At 70.9% G+C, this 17,938-nt stretch carries 10 protein-coding genes; all 10 read right to left on the minus strand.

Annotated features, from left to right (window positions below; all coding sequences use genetic code 11):
• Positions 1-212: 212 nt before the first annotated feature.
• Positions 213-4,421, minus strand: coding sequence for an Rne/Rng family ribonuclease (locus tag ACH4G3_RS08245; protein WP_397623713.1), 4,209 nt, complete (start codon positions 4,419-4,421; stop codon positions 213-215).
• Between the two features lie 254 nt (positions 4,422-4,675).
• On the minus strand, positions 4,676-5,458 hold the full coding sequence (locus tag ACH4G3_RS08250) for a TIGR03936 family radical SAM-associated protein (protein ID WP_397623714.1): 783 nt from the start codon (positions 5,456-5,458) through the stop codon (positions 4,676-4,678).
• 48 nt (positions 5,459-5,506) lie between these two features.
• Complete coding sequence (locus tag ACH4G3_RS08255; RefSeq protein WP_397623715.1) at positions 5,507-6,694, minus strand: hypothetical protein; 1,188 nt, start codon at positions 6,692-6,694, stop codon at positions 5,507-5,509.
• Between the two features lie 98 nt (positions 6,695-6,792).
• Positions 6,793-7,263: a GNAT family N-acetyltransferase gene (locus ACH4G3_RS08260; RefSeq protein ID WP_397623716.1), complete on the minus strand. Its 471-nt coding sequence runs from the start codon at positions 7,261-7,263 to the stop codon at positions 6,793-6,795.
• Between the two features lie 99 nt (positions 7,264-7,362).
• Positions 7,363-8,193 (minus strand): SAVMC3_10250 family protein, encoded by an 831-nt coding sequence (locus ACH4G3_RS08265; RefSeq protein ID WP_397623717.1) that lies wholly within the window; start codon positions 8,191-8,193, stop codon positions 7,363-7,365.
• A 126-nt stretch (positions 8,194-8,319) separates the two neighbouring features.
• Entirely contained in the window at positions 8,320-10,377 is a 2,058-nt protein-coding gene (locus ACH4G3_RS08270; RefSeq protein ID WP_397623718.1) for a restriction endonuclease, read from the minus strand.
• A 472-nt stretch (positions 10,378-10,849) separates the two neighbouring features.
• Positions 10,850-12,814: a TIGR03960 family B12-binding radical SAM protein gene (locus ACH4G3_RS08275; RefSeq protein WP_397623719.1), complete on the minus strand. Its 1,965-nt coding sequence runs from the start codon at positions 12,812-12,814 to the stop codon at positions 10,850-10,852.
• 98 nt (positions 12,815-12,912) lie between these two features.
• Positions 12,913-14,418, minus strand: coding sequence for a CYTH and CHAD domain-containing protein (locus ACH4G3_RS08280; protein WP_397623720.1), 1,506 nt, complete (start codon positions 14,416-14,418; stop codon positions 12,913-12,915).
• A gap of 55 nt (positions 14,419-14,473) precedes the next feature.
• Complete coding sequence (gene rodA, locus ACH4G3_RS08285) at positions 14,474-15,676, minus strand: rod shape-determining protein RodA (protein WP_397623721.1); 1,203 nt, start codon at positions 15,674-15,676, stop codon at positions 14,474-14,476.
• Positions 15,673-17,919 (minus strand): penicillin-binding protein 2, encoded by a 2,247-nt coding sequence (gene mrdA, locus ACH4G3_RS08290; protein ID WP_397623722.1) that lies wholly within the window; start codon positions 17,917-17,919, stop codon positions 15,673-15,675. The genes rodA and mrdA overlap by 4 nt, the downstream gene beginning before the upstream one ends.
• Between the last annotated feature and the right edge of the window lie 19 nt (positions 17,920-17,938).

Consider the following 17,938-nt stretch of genomic DNA (forward strand, 5'->3'; position numbering starts at 1 on the left):
CAGCGAGCGGCCTCTCCTGGGCGCCCGGCGCCCGGAGGATGAGGTTTACGGGGATGTGACGCGTCATTCGACACGCCGACGGTCAAGGTTACGGGGCCGCGGCCAAGAGGGTCAAACCGAGCCGGGCCCGCCGCCTGTGCGACCGGTCACGCCGGTCGCGTCCAACGGGGCGTGCGCGCGGTCGCGCACGCCCCGTTGGACGTTGAGACGGCTCAGTCCTCGTCGGTGGAGGCCGAGACGGAGGAGCGGGACTGCTCCGCCGCGACGGTCTTCTTCGACGTGGTCTTCTTCGCGGCGGTCTTGGTGGTCTTGGCCGCGGTCTTCTTCGCCGTCGTCTTCTTGGCCGCGGTCTTCTTCGCCGCGGTCTTCTTGGTGGCGGCCTTCTTCGCCGTGGCCTTCTTGGCCGTCTTGCGGGCCGTCTTCTTGGCCGGGGCGGCCTCCTCGGCGGCCTCCTCCGTGGCGGCGCCGTCAGCCGCGACGGCCTCCGGGGCCTCCTCGGACGCGGCCGACGGGACGACCACGACGGCCGCCTCCTCGGACGCGGTGGACACGGTGGGCTTGCGCACGGCGCGGCGCCGCGGACGGGCCGGGGCGGCACTCTCGGCGGGCGCCGGTGCAGCCGCCTCGGCAGCCGCCGCGGGCCGTTCGGCCTGCTCGGGCTCCTGCGTGGCCTCGGACGCCGCGGGCGCGGTCTCGGAAACCGTCACCACGGTGGCCTCCGCCCCCGCCGGAGATCCGGCCGGTGCGGACACCTTGCGCGTCGCCCGCCGACGGCCACGGCCCTTGGGCGCGGCCTCCTCGGCGGCCGGGGCCTCGACGACCGGGTCCTCGACGGCCACCGGCTCGGCGTGTGCCTCGGCGGCCGGTTCCGGCTGCACCGGACGGGCGACCTCCTCGGCGGCGGTCACGTCCTGCGCCGTCGGCACCTCGGCCTGCTCGGCCTTCCCGTCCTGCTCGGCCTTCGGCTCCGCCGTCTCACCGCGCGGCGCACCCGCCGGAGCCGACGCCCGCCGGCTCGCCCGGCGCCGCGACCGCCCGCGCGTGGCCGCGGCCTCCGCCTCGGCGGCGCTGCTGTACAGCTCCTCGTCGGGTTCGAAGGCCGGCTCGGGCAGCGCGATCGGCTCGGCGATCTCGGCACCGACCTCGGCCTCGGTCTCCGCCTCCTGCTCGGCGGTCTCGACGGCCGCCTCGTGCACGTGCGGCTGATCGGCGGCACCGGCACGGGCACGCTTCTTGCGCTTGCCGCCGCCTCCGCCGGCGCTGGTCGGCTGCTCCATGTGCACGATGACACCGCGTCCGTTGCAGTGGACGCAGGTCTCGGAGAAGGACTCCAGCAGGCCCTGCCCGACCCGCTTGCGGGTCATCTGCACGAGCCCCAGCGAGGTCACCTCGGCCACCTGGTGCTTCGTACGGTCCCGGCCCAGGCACTCGAGCAGGCGCCGCAGCACCAGGTCCCGGTTGGACTCCAGCACCATGTCGATGAAGTCGATGACGATGATGCCGCCGAGGTCGCGCAGCCGCAGCTGGCGCACGATCTCCTCGGCCGCCTCCAGGTTGTTCCTGGTGACGGTCTCCTCGAGGTTGCCGCCCTGACCGGTGAACTTGCCGGTGTTGACGTCGACGACGACCATCGCCTCGGTCCGGTCGATCACCAGCGAACCGCCGCTGGGCAGCCAGACCTTGCGGTCCAGCGCCTTGGCGAGCTGCTCGTCGATCCGGTACGTGGCGAAGACGTCGACCTCGGAGGTCCACTTCTGGAGCCGCTCGGCGAGGTCCGGCGCGACGTGCGAGACATAGCCGTGGATGGTCTGCCACGCCTCGTCGCCGCTGACGACGACCTTGGAGAAGTCCTCGTTGAAGATGTCGCGCACGACCCGGACGGTCATGTCCGGCTCGCCGTACAGCAGCGTCGGCGCGTTGCCGCCGTTCTTGGCCTTCTTCTGGATCTCCTCCCACTGCCCCTGGAGCCTCTCGACGTCCCGGCGCAGCTCGTCCTCGCTCGCGCCCTCGGCGGCGGTGCGCACGATGACGCCCGCGTCCTCGGGGACGATCTTCTTGAGGATCGTCTTCAGCCGCGCCCGCTCGGTGTCGGGCAGCTTGCGGCTGATGCCGGTCATGGAGCCCTCGGGCACGTACACGAGGTAGCGCCCGGGGAGGGAGACCTGGCTGGTCAGGCGGGCGCCCTTGTGCCCGATGGGGTCCTTCGTCACCTGGACGAGCACGGACTGCCCGGACTTCAGGGCGGACTCGATGCGCCGCGGCCCGTTGGCCATGCCGAGCGCCTCGAAGTTGACCTCACCGGCGTACAGCACCGCGTTGCGGCCCTTGCCGATGTCGATGAAGGCGGCCTCCATCGACGGCAGCACGTTCTGCACCTTGCCGAGGTAGACGTTGCCGACGTACGAGACCGCCTGCTCCTTGTTGACGTAGTGCTCGACGAGCACGTTGTCCTCGAGGACGCCGATCTGCGTACGGTCGCCGTGCTGGCGGACGACCATCACGCGCTCGACGGCCTCGCGCCGGGCCAGGAACTCGGCCTCGGTGATGATCGGGACGCGCCGGCGGCCCTGCTCGCGGCCCTCCCGGCGACGCTGCTTCTTGGCCTCCAGACGGGTCGAGCCCTTGATGGACTGCACCTCGTCGGACGGTTCGGCCTTGGGGCGGGGCTCGCGGACCTTGACGACCGTGCGCTCCGGGTCGTCCTCGGACGGCTCGGCCTCGGGCGCGCTGTCACCGGCACGGCGACGGCGGCGACGGCGACGGCGGCTGCTGCTGGAGCCCCCGCCGGACGACTCGTCGCGGTCGGCGGCCTCGTCGGACTCGTCCTGGTCCTCCTCGGCCTGCTCCGCGATGTCCTCATCGGCCTGCGCGGCGGCGACCTGCTCGGACTCGGCGTCCGTGCCCTCGCCGGCCTCGGCGTCGGTCTCGGCGGAGTCACCACGCCGACGGCGGCGGCCGCCCCGGCGACGGCGACGGCGCGAGCCGGTGCCCTCGGAGTCGTCCTGGTCGTCGCCCTCGGCGGACTCCTCGGGCTCCTCCGCCTCGTCGACGGCACTCTCGGCGGCGCCACTCTCGGCGGCGCCACTCTCGGGGGCGGGGGCCTCGGTGGCCTGGGCCTCGGGCTCGTCAGCGGCACCCCGGCGACGACGCCGGCGGCGCGACCCGCCGGGCTCCTCCCGCACCTCCGCCGGCGCGGACTCCTCCGCCTCCTCGGGCTCCTCGGCCCCGGCCGCCTCGGCGGCGGCTGCGGCGGCGGCCCGCTCCGGCGTCTGGAACTGGGGCTCGGTGAACACGGGCGCCTGGAACAGGGCGACGGCGGGCCGCGCGGGCCGCGCCGACGTCTCGTCCTCACCGGCGGCCGCGGCACCGGCGGCGCCCCGCGCGGACTTCGAGCCGCGGGAGGCCCGCGAGGACTGCGCGGGCTCGGCGAAACCACTGGCGGCCCGGCGGACGACCCGGCGACGGCGCCGCGGACCGGCATCCTCGGCGGCCTCGGGCGCCTGGGCGGCGGGAGCGGCGGCCTCGGGGGCTCCGTCGGACTCAGCGGCGGGGGAATCGGTCACAGGTGCCTTCGCCTCCTCGGCGGGCGTGCCGGCGGGGGCCTCGGCGGGCCCACCGGACACGGCAGCGGCGGCCTCGGCGGGCGCGTCGGTCGTGGTGACGGAGCCGGAGCGGCCCGCGTCGGCGGTTCCTTCCGCCGCCGGTGCGGCGGCAGGCGCTTCGGTGGGCGCGGTCACCCGGCGCGTGGCACGCCGCCGGGTCCTGCGCGGAGCCGCCTCCTCGGCGGCCTCCGCGGTCTCGGCGCCCTCGGCGGCCGTGACGGGCTCAGGAGCGCTCGGCTCGGCCTGCGCGGCGGCGGCAGCAGGCGCCGCCGTCTCCACGGCCTCCGCCGGAGCCGCGGCAGGCGAGGTCACCGTGCGGGTCGCACGACGCCGGGTGCGCCGCGGAGCGGCGTCCTCGGACGCCTCGGCGGACGCGGCGGCCTCGGCATGCTCGGAAGCCTCGGATGCGGCGGGGGCACCGGCGGTCACCGGCACCACGGTCTCGGCGGCCTCAGCGCCCGCCGGAGCCCCGGCGGGGGCGGCAGCACGGCGCACCACGCGGCGCCTCTTGGGAGCGGCCGGCGCGGCCTCCTCGGCGCTCTCGGCGGCCTCGGTGGTCTCCTGCGCCGCCGCGACGGTCTCCTCAGCGGCGGTCTCCTCGACCTCGTCGGCCTCCACGGCTTCGGCCGCGAGCTCGTCGGGGTCCGCGGCCGGTATGGCCGGCGTGACGGTCTCCACCGGAGCGTCGGAGGAGGTACCGACGGGCGGACCCGCCGGCCGGGACGCGGCACGGCGCCGCCGGCGGGGCGGCAGGGTGTCGCTGGGGGTGTTCTGTTCGGAGTCCGTGACGGACTCTGTGGGTTCGGTCGGTTCGAGCATGCGGGCTTTTCTCCCGTCAGGCTCCCGGGCGCCGCGCCTGGTCCGGCTGTGCCGGTGACGTCCGCGGCTCGCGCTGTGCGCGTCGCCGCCGTCCGGGGCGCGGGCGCCGCACGGGAGCTCTCTGTGTCCTGTCTCGCCGGTTCCGTACGCCGAATGCGTACGGCCTGGCGAAAGTCTTCTGGTCGGTGCGCTGCCCGACCCAGGTGGCTCCCGAGTCCGAGGGCGGCGCTACGACGTCCGTCCCTTCGCGGAACCTACGCCGGCGCCGTCGCGGCGGCAGGCGGTTCGGCCGTTGAGTGGGCCTCCGCTGCCTCGCGGTCAGGCGCGAGCGGGTCGGTCACCGTGCCGGTCTCTTCATCGAACAGCCCCTGCGCCAGCCTGGTCACCGCTGCGGGGACCGGCGGCGCCAGGTCGGCCACGGCGCGGAGACCGGACAGGACGTCGTCGGGTCGTACGGCAGGCGTCACGTGCCGAACAACCAGCCGCAGTATCGCACAGGGCTGGTCGGTCGGCCTATCAGCCTGCGAACTGTGCGTTTCCGTGAGGTCGGGGATCTCCAGGCTCACGACGGCGGAGCGGGCGTCGAAGGTACGTACCCCGTTCTTGGCGAGGCGCTGGACCTCGACGGTCTCGGCCGCGTTGAAGGCGTCCGCCGCCCGGCGGGCTTCCTCCTGCGACACGCCGTCCAGCCGCAGCTCCCACACGGAAGCCGTCAGCCGGTCGGCGAGGCCCGGGGTGCGGGCCTCGACCGCCTCGACGATGTCGAGCCCGCTGGGCATCGAGTCGTCGAGAAGAATCCTGAGCTGCTCCGGGTCGCGCTGCGCGGTGAGCGCGATCTCCAGGTACTCCGCCTCACTGCCCGTGCCGGTGGGTGCGGCATTGGCGTACGACACCTTCGGGTGCGGTGTGAAGCCCGCCGAGTAGGCCATCGGCACCTCGGCACGGCGCAACGCACGCTCGAAGGCGCGCTGGAAGTCACGGTGGCTGGTGAACCGGAGGCGGCCGCGCTTGGTGTAGCGCAGTCGGATGCGCTGCACCGCGGGTGCGGGCGGCGGGCCTTCGGGCTGTCGCTTGCCCAGTGTCGTTCAGTCCTTCGTGAGAGCGGTCGTACTGCTACCAAGAGTACGTGCCTCGCGGCCCGAAGGTTCCCCGAGGTCGACCGGCTGCGGCTGCCGGGGCTCGCCGAAGAGCATCCGCCGGAAGTCGGCGCGCGCCTGCCGTACGGACTCCCGGGCGGCGGCCAGCGCCTGCCGCGTGGCCCGTCCCACACTGCGGGCGGCCTCGGCGGCGGGCCGCAGGACGGCGTCCCGCACGACGTGCCCGACGGGCGTCAGCACGCTCCGGTACACCCACCGCACCGGCTCGACGAAGATCCACCTCAAGAGCGTCGCGAGGAACCGCCCGACGGCGAGCGAGATGTGCCCGGCGATCCGCCACGCGTGCCCGAGGGCGTCCCCGACCTCCCGCCCGATGACGGCGAGGACCCGCCCGACCGGCGTGAGGATCCAGCGCCACACGGCGAGCGCGGGAAGGACGAGCAGGATCCGGGCGATCCAGTACAGAGCCGTCCCGATGCCGGTGACGGCCGTGCTCACCAGCCACACGAGTCCGTTGGCGCACCAGGCGATCGCCCGCCCGACGGGCGCGAGCACCCACGTGTAGAGCCACACGGCGGGTACGACGACGAGATACCGGGCGAGCCACGCCACGACCGCGTACACGCCGGCCCCGAGCGCGGCGAGCACGGCGCCGAGCCCCTTCAGCACCCACAGCACGGCCCGCCCGACCGGCGTGAGCAGATACGAGTACACCCAGCCGAGGGCGGCCCCGACGCCCTCGGCGACCCGGGTGACGACCCACGCGACCGCGTGTCCCACCGGCGTCAGCACGTGCCGGTACAGCCACACCAGCGGCACGACGAGCAGGACGTTCCCGAGCCACCCGAGCGCCTTGGCCACCGGCACGACGACATACCGCCACAGCCCCACGAACGGCCAGACGAACACCGCCCGCCCGAGCCACAGCAGCGCCCGGCCCAGCGGCCGGAACAGCACGTCGTTCAGGAACCGCCCGACCACGACGAGCGCGTCCCACACCATCCGCACGGGGACGACCAGCACGAGCACGACGATCCGCACGGGAATCCGGATCGCGACGGCGAGACACCCCTCGGGCGCCGCCTCACGCACCGGCGGCGCGGCCGGTTCGGGCACCCGTTTCCCCAGATCGACTCGCGTCCCGGAGCCCTCGCGGGCCGGTTTCTCCAGATCCATACCGTCGTAGACGCCTCAGCGGCCCGTCCGGATCCAGCACCGCACAGCCCCGCCCCGTTCTTCCGCAGATCCTCCACCTGGCGTCATGATCATACGGCTCACGCGCCCGCGACCCGCGCGTGCAGCAGCCGGGGCGACTCCTCAAAGCCGCACCTGACGTACGCGGGAATCGCCCGCGGGCTCGAGTGCACGGTCACCCGCTCCAGCCCGAGCTCCCGGGCCCCGTCCAGCACGGCCCGGATGAGCGCGCCGCCCACTCCGCCGTCGCGCGCCCCGGGTACGACGTACACGCACTGCAGATCGCCGGAGGCCCGCCGGGGCGCCCGGGGCGTGGGCACCCGCTGCACCACCGCCAGCCACGCCATACCGATGACGACGCCGTCGTCACGCACGACCACCATGCACCGGTGCGAACCTGCGTTGTCCCGGGCCCAGTCGACGAAGTGCCGTACGAATTCCTCACGTTCGCCGAGCGCCTCGCCGCCGTTCTCGACGAGCCACTCCCAGCGAAGTGCCGCCACGGCCGCCAGTTCGCCGGACCGAGCCGGGCGGATGCTGATGTTCTCCATCAGTGCATTGTCCGGTCGGTGGACACGCAAAGAGCCGCCTCCGAGTCGGAGGGGCGGACACACTCACACGGACCAAATCCATGCGGTCGCGAGCCGTGATCACTGCCTGTCGGTCATTCGACGCATGAACCGCCGCAACCGATGTCGCAGGCGGGGGGCGGTGGACTGCCCATCAGCCAACTCGATAGCACCACGTCGGGGACGCGGTACAGCCTCCACGTACAGAGGTGTCGCCACAATCAGCCTGTGCTGCCACACCCCGGGAGAGAAGTTGGAGAGTACTCGGGCGTGACCGTGTAGATACGCAGGCCCCTCGTACTCGGTCACGAGCATGTCGTGGGCGGACCGGGCAGCGAACTCCTTGTCGCGTCGGCTGGTCGAGCGGAGGTCTTCCGGCAAGGACGTATCCCCGCGCGCTTCTCTCTCGACCAGTACAGCAGCCAGATCATGCAGCCAGTCAGACCCGGAGCCCATCCGCGTCGGTGGGGCATCGAACTCGGTCAGGACATGCTTCCGTGAACCGCAAAGGATGACCTGAACACCGGAGCACGCATCTCCGCCACGCCCCAGCGAGCACGGTGGATTCTCAAGTGACAGGAAGGTGTACACACCTCTGTCATCGAGGCCCCAGTCACGCAGCCTGGGCCCATGCCGGAAGAAACCTGTGAACTCCATCCAGTCGTAGGCTGCCAACGACTCACATGAGTCCGGGATGTTGGTGTGCGCGTCGCACTTCGCACGGACGTGGGCAAGCACCCGCTCTAATCGCTGTCCGAGGGACTCCTCTGGCGCCGGTGCTTCACCCACCGCAAGGCGTACCCCTGCTCCCAGGGCCGATACCTCTGCCTCCAATGCTCGGTCGATGAAACCGCCGCCCTCGGGCAGAAACTCTCCGAGCTTCGCACTGGACACGTAAACCAATTCCCTCATCGCACCTCCATGAACGCCAGCTGGGCCCCTCAGACAGAAGGGCTATGTGAGCTTTCCCGAAGGCACGTTGGGCGATACCGGCTACTTGTCCACGACGGTCAGAGGGTCCAAATCGGCCTTGGAGCGTTACTCCACATCTATGCCGTAGTCCCGGACGAGCTGCTCCAGGCCGCCCGTGTAACCCTTGCCGCCCAGCACGAAGTCCCAGTCACCACTGGACCTGCGCCGGAAGGATCCGAGCACCAATGCGGTCTCCCCGGCGCGCCCATCGGAGACCTCAAGCCGCCCGAGTTCGGTCATCGCCGGATCCAGGAGCCGGATGCAGGCATCGGTGAACCCAGACAGGTCAGCCTCCGGGTTCACCTCAGGATCCACGGCAGCCACCATCACGAATCGATCAGCGGCCTCTGGCAGCCCATCGAAGGCGACACGAATGGCGACCTTGTCCGGTCCCGCAGCCTGTATTGCGCGTACCGAGCCGTCCGGTGTCTGCGGGTTGTTGAAGAAGACGAAGTGATCCTCGCTGAGGACTCGGCTGCCGCGGCAGACCATCGCGCACACGTCGAGTGCAACGTCGCCGGACCACGTCATGCCCAGCACGTTGTGATCGTCGAGTGGAGCCGCAGCGCTGGACCGTGTCGGCTGCGCCGGGGCCGCCGCTCCACCCTCTCCCAAGCGTCCACGCAACCCATGCCTGTGCAGCAGGTCGACGAGTTCGCTGCCTGAGATGAGCTCCAGAGGCTTGCCCCTGGCGAAGGTATGAGAGCCCGGACCGAATCCGGACGTCGTTACGAGAACGCCCTTGTTCGCGCCGATGTCCTGGACAGTGCCGTAGAGGTCGCGCACGGCTGTGGGCGGCACCGTGTTGCGGTAGCGCTTCACCTGGACGACGATCTTGCCGCCGCGGATGGGAGTCGGGTCCATCGCATCGACATCCACGCCACCATCGTTCGAGCGCTGAGTCGTCACGGCCTGCATACCCATGGCGCGGAACAGATCGGCGACGAGGGACTCGAAGGCGATCGGATCCATGTCGTACAGGTTCGGCTCGTGACCGCGACCGTGGGCGGCCACAGGGCTGCCGACGTCCTGGGGCTGCCGGCTCGGCCGCACGGCAGTGAGCTGGTCAGGCCGGGTCGAGATCTGTCCCCTCAGCGCGTCGGTCAGGCAGCTGACCGGGTCCACCTGCCCCAGATGCAGGTCCGTGAAAGCCGCCCGAGAAGCCATGACGGTCGCCAGGAAGATCTGCGTCTGTCGTCCTGTGGCCGGATCGGGAGCGTCCACGAAGCCGTTCAGGGCTACCGAGTCGAGGATGGCGTACTCGTCCGCAATGAACAGCTGATGCAGCACCAGCAGCATGCTCTGCCCCAGCACCTCTCGGTACAACGCCCGACGCTGACTCACCGGCCGTGCCGCTTCCTTGTACTGATCCTCCCGGGACAGATACCTAACGGACTTCGCTTCCGGAACCACGTCGTATGTGGGCAGTTCCCAGTCCAGCACCAACTGCCGTCCCGCTACGTCGTAGGCCGCCACCACTTGCCGAGAAAAGCCCTCCGGCCAGGCCGTCGACGCGTACAGCGCAGCGGAGAAGTACTCGACTACGGAGTCCGGGGCGCCCCGCCTGACCCCTTCGGTCACTTCCACGACCCCGGCGTTGTGCCGACGCACCTCGGCCCGCTGAGACTCCGTCCTCTGCTCATGGTCCCGCTGCAACGCGGCTAACTGTTGCTGCCGCTGCGCCTCGGCGGCCTGGGCGGCATGCCAGTCCTGCTCGAACCGAGCCCGAGCCTCAGCCTGTGCCCGCTCTCGCTGGCTGGCGGTCCAGCCGCCCTGAGCCTGGTACTGGTTTGGGTGGGGCATCCGCACCGGCCAAGCAAGCTGCCCCGGGTCGAACGGTGGGATGTCTTCCGCACGCATGAGAGACGATGCCCTGAAGGCTGGCGCCTGGCAGCCCGTGGTCAGCAGACTCTGGAGGGCTGCGACCTGGGCTTCCAGCTCCTCTGTACGTCGCCTGGCCTCCGCCTGGCGGTAGTCTCGTTGGCTTTGCGTGGCCAGCCGCTGGTACGCCCGGGCCTGCCGCGCCTCCTCCCGACGCCGCCTCGCCTCGGCTTCCACCTGACGTTGTTGCTGCCGCTGAATCTCAGCCCACGCACCGACAAAACCAGCAGAGCGACGACTCATGCGCTACAGGCCCTCCCCAGGACGTCGGCACAGCCGACCAAGCTCTAGTTGCCCCCGCAACCAGTAGTTACAAAACGACTGTATCCAGCAATCGCCGTCCTGAATATCAAGTTGCCAAAGCGATCAGAACGGATCGTTCGGGCAGGTCACCGCCCCCCCGTTCTTCACGACGCAGCCTCACCGTGCCAGGACGCATCGAGCGCCGGCACGACTGAGCCCCCTCCGGATCGAAGGGGGCTCAGTCGTCACCAGAATGCTTCGGCGAGGCTCCGAGAGCCGTCAGACCCAGACCCACTCCACCTCAGAATGGATGGCCGAGGCCCCTCCCGGGCCCGGCAGAGGCGTGCAAGGCCCACCCTGCTGCTCCGACTGCCGACGGCTCGAAGCCCCGACAGCAGCCAACGCAGCAGTCACCTCGTCCTCACTCGCCCCCGCCAGGGCATCCATCACCCGAACGAGTGCGTCACTCACCTCAGTGCGCGTGCCCGCTCGGAGCCGGCGCCGCGTTCTTGACCGTCAGGGGCAGGAGCTTCTTGCCCGTGGGGCCGATCTGGATCTGGGTGTCCATCTGCGGGCACACCCCGCAGTCGAAGCACGGCGTCCAGCGGCAGTCCTCGACCTCCGTCTCGTCGAGGGCGTCCTGCCAGTCCTCCCAGAGCCAGTCCTTGTCGAGGCCGGAGTCCAGGTGGTCCCAGGGGAGGACCTCCTCGTACGTGCGCTCACGCGTCGTGTACCAGTCGACGTCGACGCCGAAGGGGGCCAGCGCCTTCTCCGCGCACCGCATCCAGCGGTCGTACGAGAAGTGCTCGCGCCAGCCGTCGAAGCGGCCGCCGTCGTCGTAGACCGCGCGGATGACGGCGCCGATCCGGCGGTCGCCGCGGGACAGCAGGCCCTCGACGATGCCGGGCTTGCCGTCGTGGTAGCGGAAGCCGATGGAGCGGCCGTACTTCTTGTCGCCGCGGATCTTGTTGCGCAGCTTCTCCAGGCGGGCGTCCGTCTCCTCCGCCGACAGCTGCGGCGCCCACTGGAACGGCGTGTGGGGCTTGGGGACGAAGCCGCCGATCGAGACCGTGCAGCGGATGTCGTTGGACTTCGACACCTCGCGGCCCTTGGCGATGACCTTCGTCGCCATGTCGGCGATCTGGAGGACGTCGTCGTCGGTCTCCGTCGGCAGACCGCACATGAAGTACAGCTTCACCTGGCGCCAGCCGTTGCCGTAGGCGGTGGCGACCGTGCGGATCAGGTCATCCTCCGAGACCATCTTGTTGATGACCTTGCGGATGCGCTCCGAGCCGCCCTCGGGGGCGAAGGTGAGGCCGGAGCGGCGGCCGTTGCGCGTGAGCTCGTTCGCCAGGTCGATGTTGAAGGCGTCCACGCGGGTGGACGGGAGGGAGAGGCCGACCTTGTCGTCCTCGTAGCGGTCCGCGAGGCCCTTTGCGATGTCGCCGATCTCCGAGTGGTCCGCCGAGGAGAGGGAGAGCAGACCGACCTCCTCGAAGCCCGTCGCCTTCAGGCCCTGCTCGACCATGTCGCCGATGCCCGTGATGGAGCGTTCGCGGACCGGGCGGGTGATCATGCCGGCCTGGCAGAACCGGCAGCCGCGGGTGCAGCCGCGGAAGATCTCCACCGACATGCGCTCGTGGACCGTCTCGGCCAGCGGGACCAGGGGCTGCTTGGGGTACGGCCACTCGTCGAGGTCCATCACCGTGTGCTTGGAGACCCGCCACGGGACACCGCTGCGCTTCGGTACGACGCGGGCGATACGGCCGTCCGGCAGGTACTCGACGTCGTAGAAGCCGGGCACGTACACCCCGCCCGTCTTCGCCAGGCGGAAGAGGATCTCCTCGCGGCCGCCGGGGCGGCCCTCCGCCTTCCAGGCGCGGATGATCGCGGTGACCTCCAGGACGGCCTGCTCGCCGTCGCCGATCACCGCGCAGTCGATGAAGTCCGCGATCGGCTCGGGGTTGAACGCGGCGTGGCCGCCGGCCATGACGATCGGGTCGTCCAGGCCGCGGTCCTTGGCCTCCAGGGGGATCCCGGAGAGGTCCAGGGCCGCCAGCATGTTGGTGTAGCCCAGCTCCGTGGAGAAGGACAGGCCCAGCACGTCGAAGGCCCTCACGGGCCGGTGGCTGTCCACCGTGAACTGCGGGACGCCGTGCTCCCGCATCAGCTCCTCCAGGTCCGGCCACACGCTGTAGGTGCGCTCGGCGAGGACGCCCTGCTGCTCGTTCAGCACCTCGTAGAGGATCTGGACGCCCTGGTTGGGCAGGCCGACCTCGTAGGCGTCCGGGTACATGAGCGCCCAGCGGACGTCGCAGGAGTCCCAGTCCTTGACTGTGGAGTTGAGTTCTCCGCCTACGTACTGGATCGGCTTCTGCACGTGCGGGAGCAGAGCTTCGAGCTGCGGGAACACCGACGCAGCGACTTCGGCAGGCATGTCGCGCACCTTCGTGGGCTGGACTGAACGGACAGGGTGACCATCCAGACTAACGCGACCCGGCCGTACCTTCGTACGCGCGGAAGATCAGCGGAAGATCACAGGCCCGCCGCCCCGTCCTTGATGCCGTCCCAGAATCCGGGCAGTTCCATCTCCACGCGCACCGCCCGCTGCTCCTCGCGCTCGTGGAGCAGGCCGTAGGTGAAGGCGCTCTCCCCGGCCGCGTGGGCGACCGCGGACAGCTCGCGCAGCGCCTGCCGGGCCATCACACTGTCCTGGTGCTCGCCGAGCAGGCTCTGGAGCGCCTTCATGGACTTGACCAGGTCCTTGGCCGGCTTGCCGAGGGCCGGCCGGGCCGCCTCCGCCGCGTAGCGGGCGCGCTTGGTCTTCTTGCGGGCCTCGTGGATCGCGACATCGCGGTCGGTCCCGGGCTCCAGCTCCACGGCTCGCTCGATCAGCCCGGCGACCCTGCGGAAGTCCTTCTGCACTGCCTTGGTGATCGTTTTGCGGGGCTTCTTGCCGGCCGCCTTCCGCAGGGGCGGGTCGGCGATCAGCGCGTCCAGGGTGTCGAGCAGGGCGAGGTAGCGGCGGGAGTCCAGGACGCCGATGAGCCGGCCGCGGGTCCCGCCGTGCTCGGCGCTTGCCCAGGCGTGCAGCCGCTCTGCGACCGGGCCGCGGACCAGGGTGGCCGGCACCTCGCCGAGGGCCTCCGTCAGCCGTTCGGTCAGCACCTCACGGTCCCGGTCCAGGCCCAGCTCACCGGCCAGCCACTTCAGCTCGTCGCCGACCGGGTCGGTGACGGTCCGGTCGAGCAGCTCGCCGTACGACTTGAGGGTGCTGCGCAGCCTGCGGGTGGCCACGCGCATGCTGTGCACGGAGTCCTCGGCGTCCCGCCGCACGGCCGGGTCGAGCTCGACGATGGCGTCCCGCTGGGCGCGCACGTACGCCAGGACGTGGTCTCCGGCCGTCGCCGGTTCCCCGGCCGGTGCGGATGCGCGCTGCTGGTGCGGCGCCGTCTCCGCCAGGGCCCGCGCCAGCTTCGACGCCGAGGCCGACGGCCGTACGCCCGCCTTGCGCAGCCGCTTCTCGACCTTGTCGAGGAAGGCCGGGTCTCCCCCGTCGGCGAGTTCCACCTCGATCTCCGTCCACTGCGCCTCACCGCCGCCGGCCGTGAGCCGGTCGGCCCGTACGGCGTCGACGCTGACCTCGGCGAGCAGCCGCCCGTCGGCGTCGACGAGGTGGCGTACGTCGCGGTCGGAGCGCAGCCGGACGACCGGCAGCAGTTCGCCGCCGCGGACGCGGGAGCGGACGAGCCCGGCGAGGTCGCCGGGGAGGGTGTCGGAGAGCGGGGCCTGGATCTCGTCGCGGACGCCGGGGGCGACGGGGAACTTCAGGTGCCAGCCCGCGTCCGAGCCGCCGGTGCGGCGGCGCAGGGTGACGGACGACGTGGCGAGGCGTTCGTCGGCGGTGTCGTAGTAGGTGGCGTCGAGGTGGGCGACGCCCTTGTCGAGCACGGCCGCGACCCCGGCGACACCGGTCAGCTCGGGCAGCCCGCTGTCCTCGGACTCGTACTTCCGCTCGATCTCGCGCTTGGTGTCCGCCATGAACCGAATCTAGTGGGCGCGGGGGCGGGGCGGCAGAGGGCCGCCCCGCCGGTGTTCACGCCGACATCGGGCGCTGTATCCGGATGGACTGCAACAGACCGACCGCTATCCACACGGCGAACATCGACGAGCCGCCGTACGACACGAACGGCAACGGCAGACCGGTGACCGGCATGATGCCGAGCGTCATGCCGATGTTCTCGAACGTCTGGAAGGCGAACCAGGCGACGATGCCGGCGGCCACGATCGTGCCGTACAGGTCGGTGGTCTCCCGGGCGATACGGCAGGCCCGCCACAGGACGATGCCGAGCAGCACGATGATCAGGCCGCCGCCGAGGAAGCCGAGCTCCTCGCCCGCCACGGTGAAGACGAAGTCCGTCTGCTGCTCGGGCACGAACTGGCCGGTGGTCTGCGAGCCGTGGAAGAGGCCGGAGCCGGTCAGGCCGCCGGAGCCGATGGCGATGCGGGCCTGGTTGGTGTTGTAGCCGACGCCGGCCGGGTCGAGCTCGGGGTTGGCGAAGGCGGCGAAGCGGGCGATCTGGTAGTCGTCGAGCACCCCGATCTGCCAGACGGTGATCGCGCCGATGCCGCCCGCTCCGAGCAGGCCGAACACCCACCGGTTGGAAGCACCGGAGGCGAGCAGCACTCCGAGCACGATGATGACCATCACCATGACCGACCCGAGGTCGGGCATGAGCATCACGATCACCATGGGCACGGCGGCCAGGCCCAGTGCCTGCATGACCGTGCGGTGGTCGGGGTACTGCCTGTCGCCGGCGTCGACTCTGGCCGCCAGCAGCATCGCCATGCCGAGGATGATCGTGACCTTCACGAACTCCGAGGGCTGGAGGGAGAAGCCGCCGGGGAGCTTGATCCACGAGTGGGCGCCGTTGATCGTTGAGCCGAGCGGGGTGAGCACCAGCAGGATCAGCAGGACCGAGAGGCCGTACAGGACCGGCACGGCCGTGCGCAGGCCGCGGTGGCCGAGCCAGATCGTGCCGGCCATCAGGGCGAGGCCGATGCCGGTGTTGAGCAGGTGCCGGATGAGGAAGTAGTACGGGTCGCCCTGGTTGAGCTCCGTGCGGTTGCGGGTCGCGGAGTAGACGAGGAGCGTGCCGAGCAGCGACAGGGCCGTCGCGGACAGCAGGATCGGCCAGTCGAGCCGCCGCACCACCGAATCGCGGGCGAGGAGACGGGTCCAGCCGGAGCGCTCGGGCCCGTAGCCGGAGACCTGGAAGCTGTTCACACCGCCGGTCATGTCGGCAACCTCCGGCTTCCCCGCCGGCGCCGGCGCCTTCGGGTGTCACGGTTCTCCGGCGACGGCGGGGCCGACGTGGCCGGCTGGAGCGGGTCGGCCGGGGCGTTGGGGTCCTTCTTCTTCGCCTGCTGGTCCTTGGCCGGGTCCTTGGGGACCTTCGGGGAGGCGATGGTGCCGTCCGTCTTGACCTTCGGCAGGGCCTTCTCCGGGGTGGGCAGCAGGGCCTTCTTCGCGTCGATGTCGCCGTCCTCGGAGACGCCGTACAGCGCGTTGTAGATGTTGCGGACGGCGGGGCCCGAGGCGCCGGAGCCCGTACCACCCTGGGAGATCGTCATGACGATCGAGTAGTCCTTGGTGTACGTGGCGAACCAGGAGGTGGTCTGCTTGCCGTAGACCTCCGCCGTACCCGTCTTGGCGTGCATCGGGATCTTGTCCTGCGGCCAGCCGCCGAACCGCCAGGCGGCCGTACCGCGGGTGGCGACTCCCGCGAGGGCATCGTCTATCCGGTCGCGCGTCGCCTGCGTCATCGGCAGCTTGCCGTGCGACCGGGGTTTGATCGGCGTGACAGTCTGGCCGTCGGCGCTGATGACGGCCTTGCCGACGGAGGGGTTGTAGAGGGTGCCGCCGTTGGAGATGGCCGAGTAGATGGTGGCCATCTGGATGGGCGTGACGAGGGTGTCGCCCTGGCCGATGGAGTAGTTGACGGAGTCACCGGCGCGCATGCGGTTGCCTTCGAGGCAGTTCTCGTAGGCGATCTTCTCGGCGTAGCTGCCGTTCCGCTTGCCGGTGCGGCACCAGGCGTCCTTGTTGGCCTTCCAGTAGTCCAGCTTCCACTTGCGGTCGGGGACGCGGCCGGTGACCTCGTTGGGCAGGTCGATGCCGGTCTCCTTGCCGAGGCCGAACTGGTGGGCGGTCTTGTAGAACCAGTCGTTGGGGTGCTTCTTCGGCTTGGCTCCGCCGTCCTTCTTCCACTCCTCGTGGGAGAGCCGGTAGAAGACCGTGTCGCAGGAGACCTCCAGGGCGCGGCCGAGGCTGATCGGGCCGTACCCCTTGGACTCGAAGTTCTTGAAGACCTGGCCGCCGAGGTTGTACGAGCTGGAGCACTGGTAGGGGCCGTCGAAGGAGTAGCCCGCGTTGATCGCGGCGGCCGTCGGGATGACCTTGAAGATGGAGCCGGGCGCGGACTGGCCCTGGATCGCGCGGTTGAGAAGCGGGTAGTTGGACTTCTTGCCGGTGAGCCGGGCGTAGTCCTTGGCGGAGATGCCGCCCACCCAGGCGTTCGGGTCGTACGTCGGGTTGGAGGCCATGGCGACGACGCGGCCGGTCTTGGCCTCCATGACGACGACGGCGCCGGAGTCCGCCTTGTAGTTGGTGCCGGTGTTCCGGTCGTGCTGCTTGCGGGCCTCCTTCATGGCCTCGTTCAGCTGGTACTCGGCGATCCGCTGGACGCGGGCGTCGATGCTGGTGACGAGGTTGTCGCCGGGGTGGGCCGGGTCGGCCTCGGCCTGGCCGATGACCCGGCCGAGGTTGTCGACCTCGTAGCGGGTCACGCCGGCCTTGCCGCGCAGTGCCTTGTCGTACTGGCGCTCCAGGCCGGAGCGGCCGACCTGGTCGGAGCGCAGGTACGGCGAGTTGGTGTTCTGCGCCTGCTTGATCTCCTCGTCGGTGACCGGCGAGAGGTAGCCGAGGACCTGGGCGGTGTTGGCCTTGCCCGGGCTCGGGTAGCGGCGCACGGCCTCGGGTTCGGCGGTGATGCCGGGGAAATCCTCGGCGCGCTCGCGGATCTGCAGGGCCTGCTTGGGGGTTGCCTCGTCGGTGATGGGGATGGGCTGGTACGGCGAGCCGTTCCAGCAGGGCTGGGGCGTCTTGGCGTCGCAGAGCCGGACCTTCTCCTGGACCTCCTTGGGCGTCATGCCCAGGACTCCGGCGAGCTTGGTGAGGACGTCCTTGCCGTCGTCCGGCATCTTCAGCAGGTCGGTGCGGGAGGCGGAGACGACCAGTCGCGTCTCGTTGTCGGCGAGGGCCACGCCGCGGGCGTCCAGGATGGAGCCGCGGACGGCCGGCTGGACGACCTGCTGGACGTGGTTCCCCGACGCCTCCTTGGCGTACGCCGCGCCCTCCCGGATCTGGAGGTACCACAGGCGTCCGCCGAGGGTGAGCAGGAGGGACAGGACGAGGACCTGGATGACGACGAGCCGGATCTGGACCCGCGGGTTCCGCCCGGTCTCGGGGATGTTGGTCACTGCGGCTGCCTCCCCCTCT

This window comes from Streptomyces afghaniensis (genome assembly GCF_044327915.1).
Taxonomy (GTDB): Bacteria; Actinomycetota; Actinomycetes; order Streptomycetales; family Streptomycetaceae; genus Streptomyces; species Streptomyces afghaniensis.

Coding starts and splice junctions, on each gene's coding strand:
- ACH4G3_RS08245 (WP_397623713.1), bottom strand. CDS start 4,421: ATGCTCGAACCGACCGAACCCACAGAGTCCGTCACGGACTCCGAACAG.
- rodA (WP_397623721.1), bottom strand. CDS start 15,676: ATGACCGGCGGTGTGAACAGCTTCCAGGTCTCCGGCTACGGGCCCGAG.
- ACH4G3_RS08280 (WP_397623720.1), bottom strand. CDS start 14,418: ATGGCGGACACCAAGCGCGAGATCGAGCGGAAGTACGAGTCCGAGGAC.
- ACH4G3_RS08265 (WP_397623717.1), bottom strand. CDS start 8,193: ATGAGGGAATTGGTTTACGTGTCCAGTGCGAAGCTCGGAGAGTTTCTG.
- ACH4G3_RS08255 (WP_397623715.1), bottom strand. CDS start 6,694: ATGGATCTGGAGAAACCGGCCCGCGAGGGCTCCGGGACGCGAGTCGAT.
- ACH4G3_RS08275 (WP_397623719.1), bottom strand. CDS start 12,814: ATGCCTGCCGAAGTCGCTGCGTCGGTGTTCCCGCAGCTCGAAGCTCTG.
- ACH4G3_RS08270 (WP_397623718.1), bottom strand. CDS start 10,377: ATGAGTCGTCGCTCTGCTGGTTTTGTCGGTGCGTGGGCTGAGATTCAG.
- ACH4G3_RS08260 (WP_397623716.1), bottom strand. CDS start 7,263: ATGGAGAACATCAGCATCCGCCCGGCTCGGTCCGGCGAACTGGCGGCC.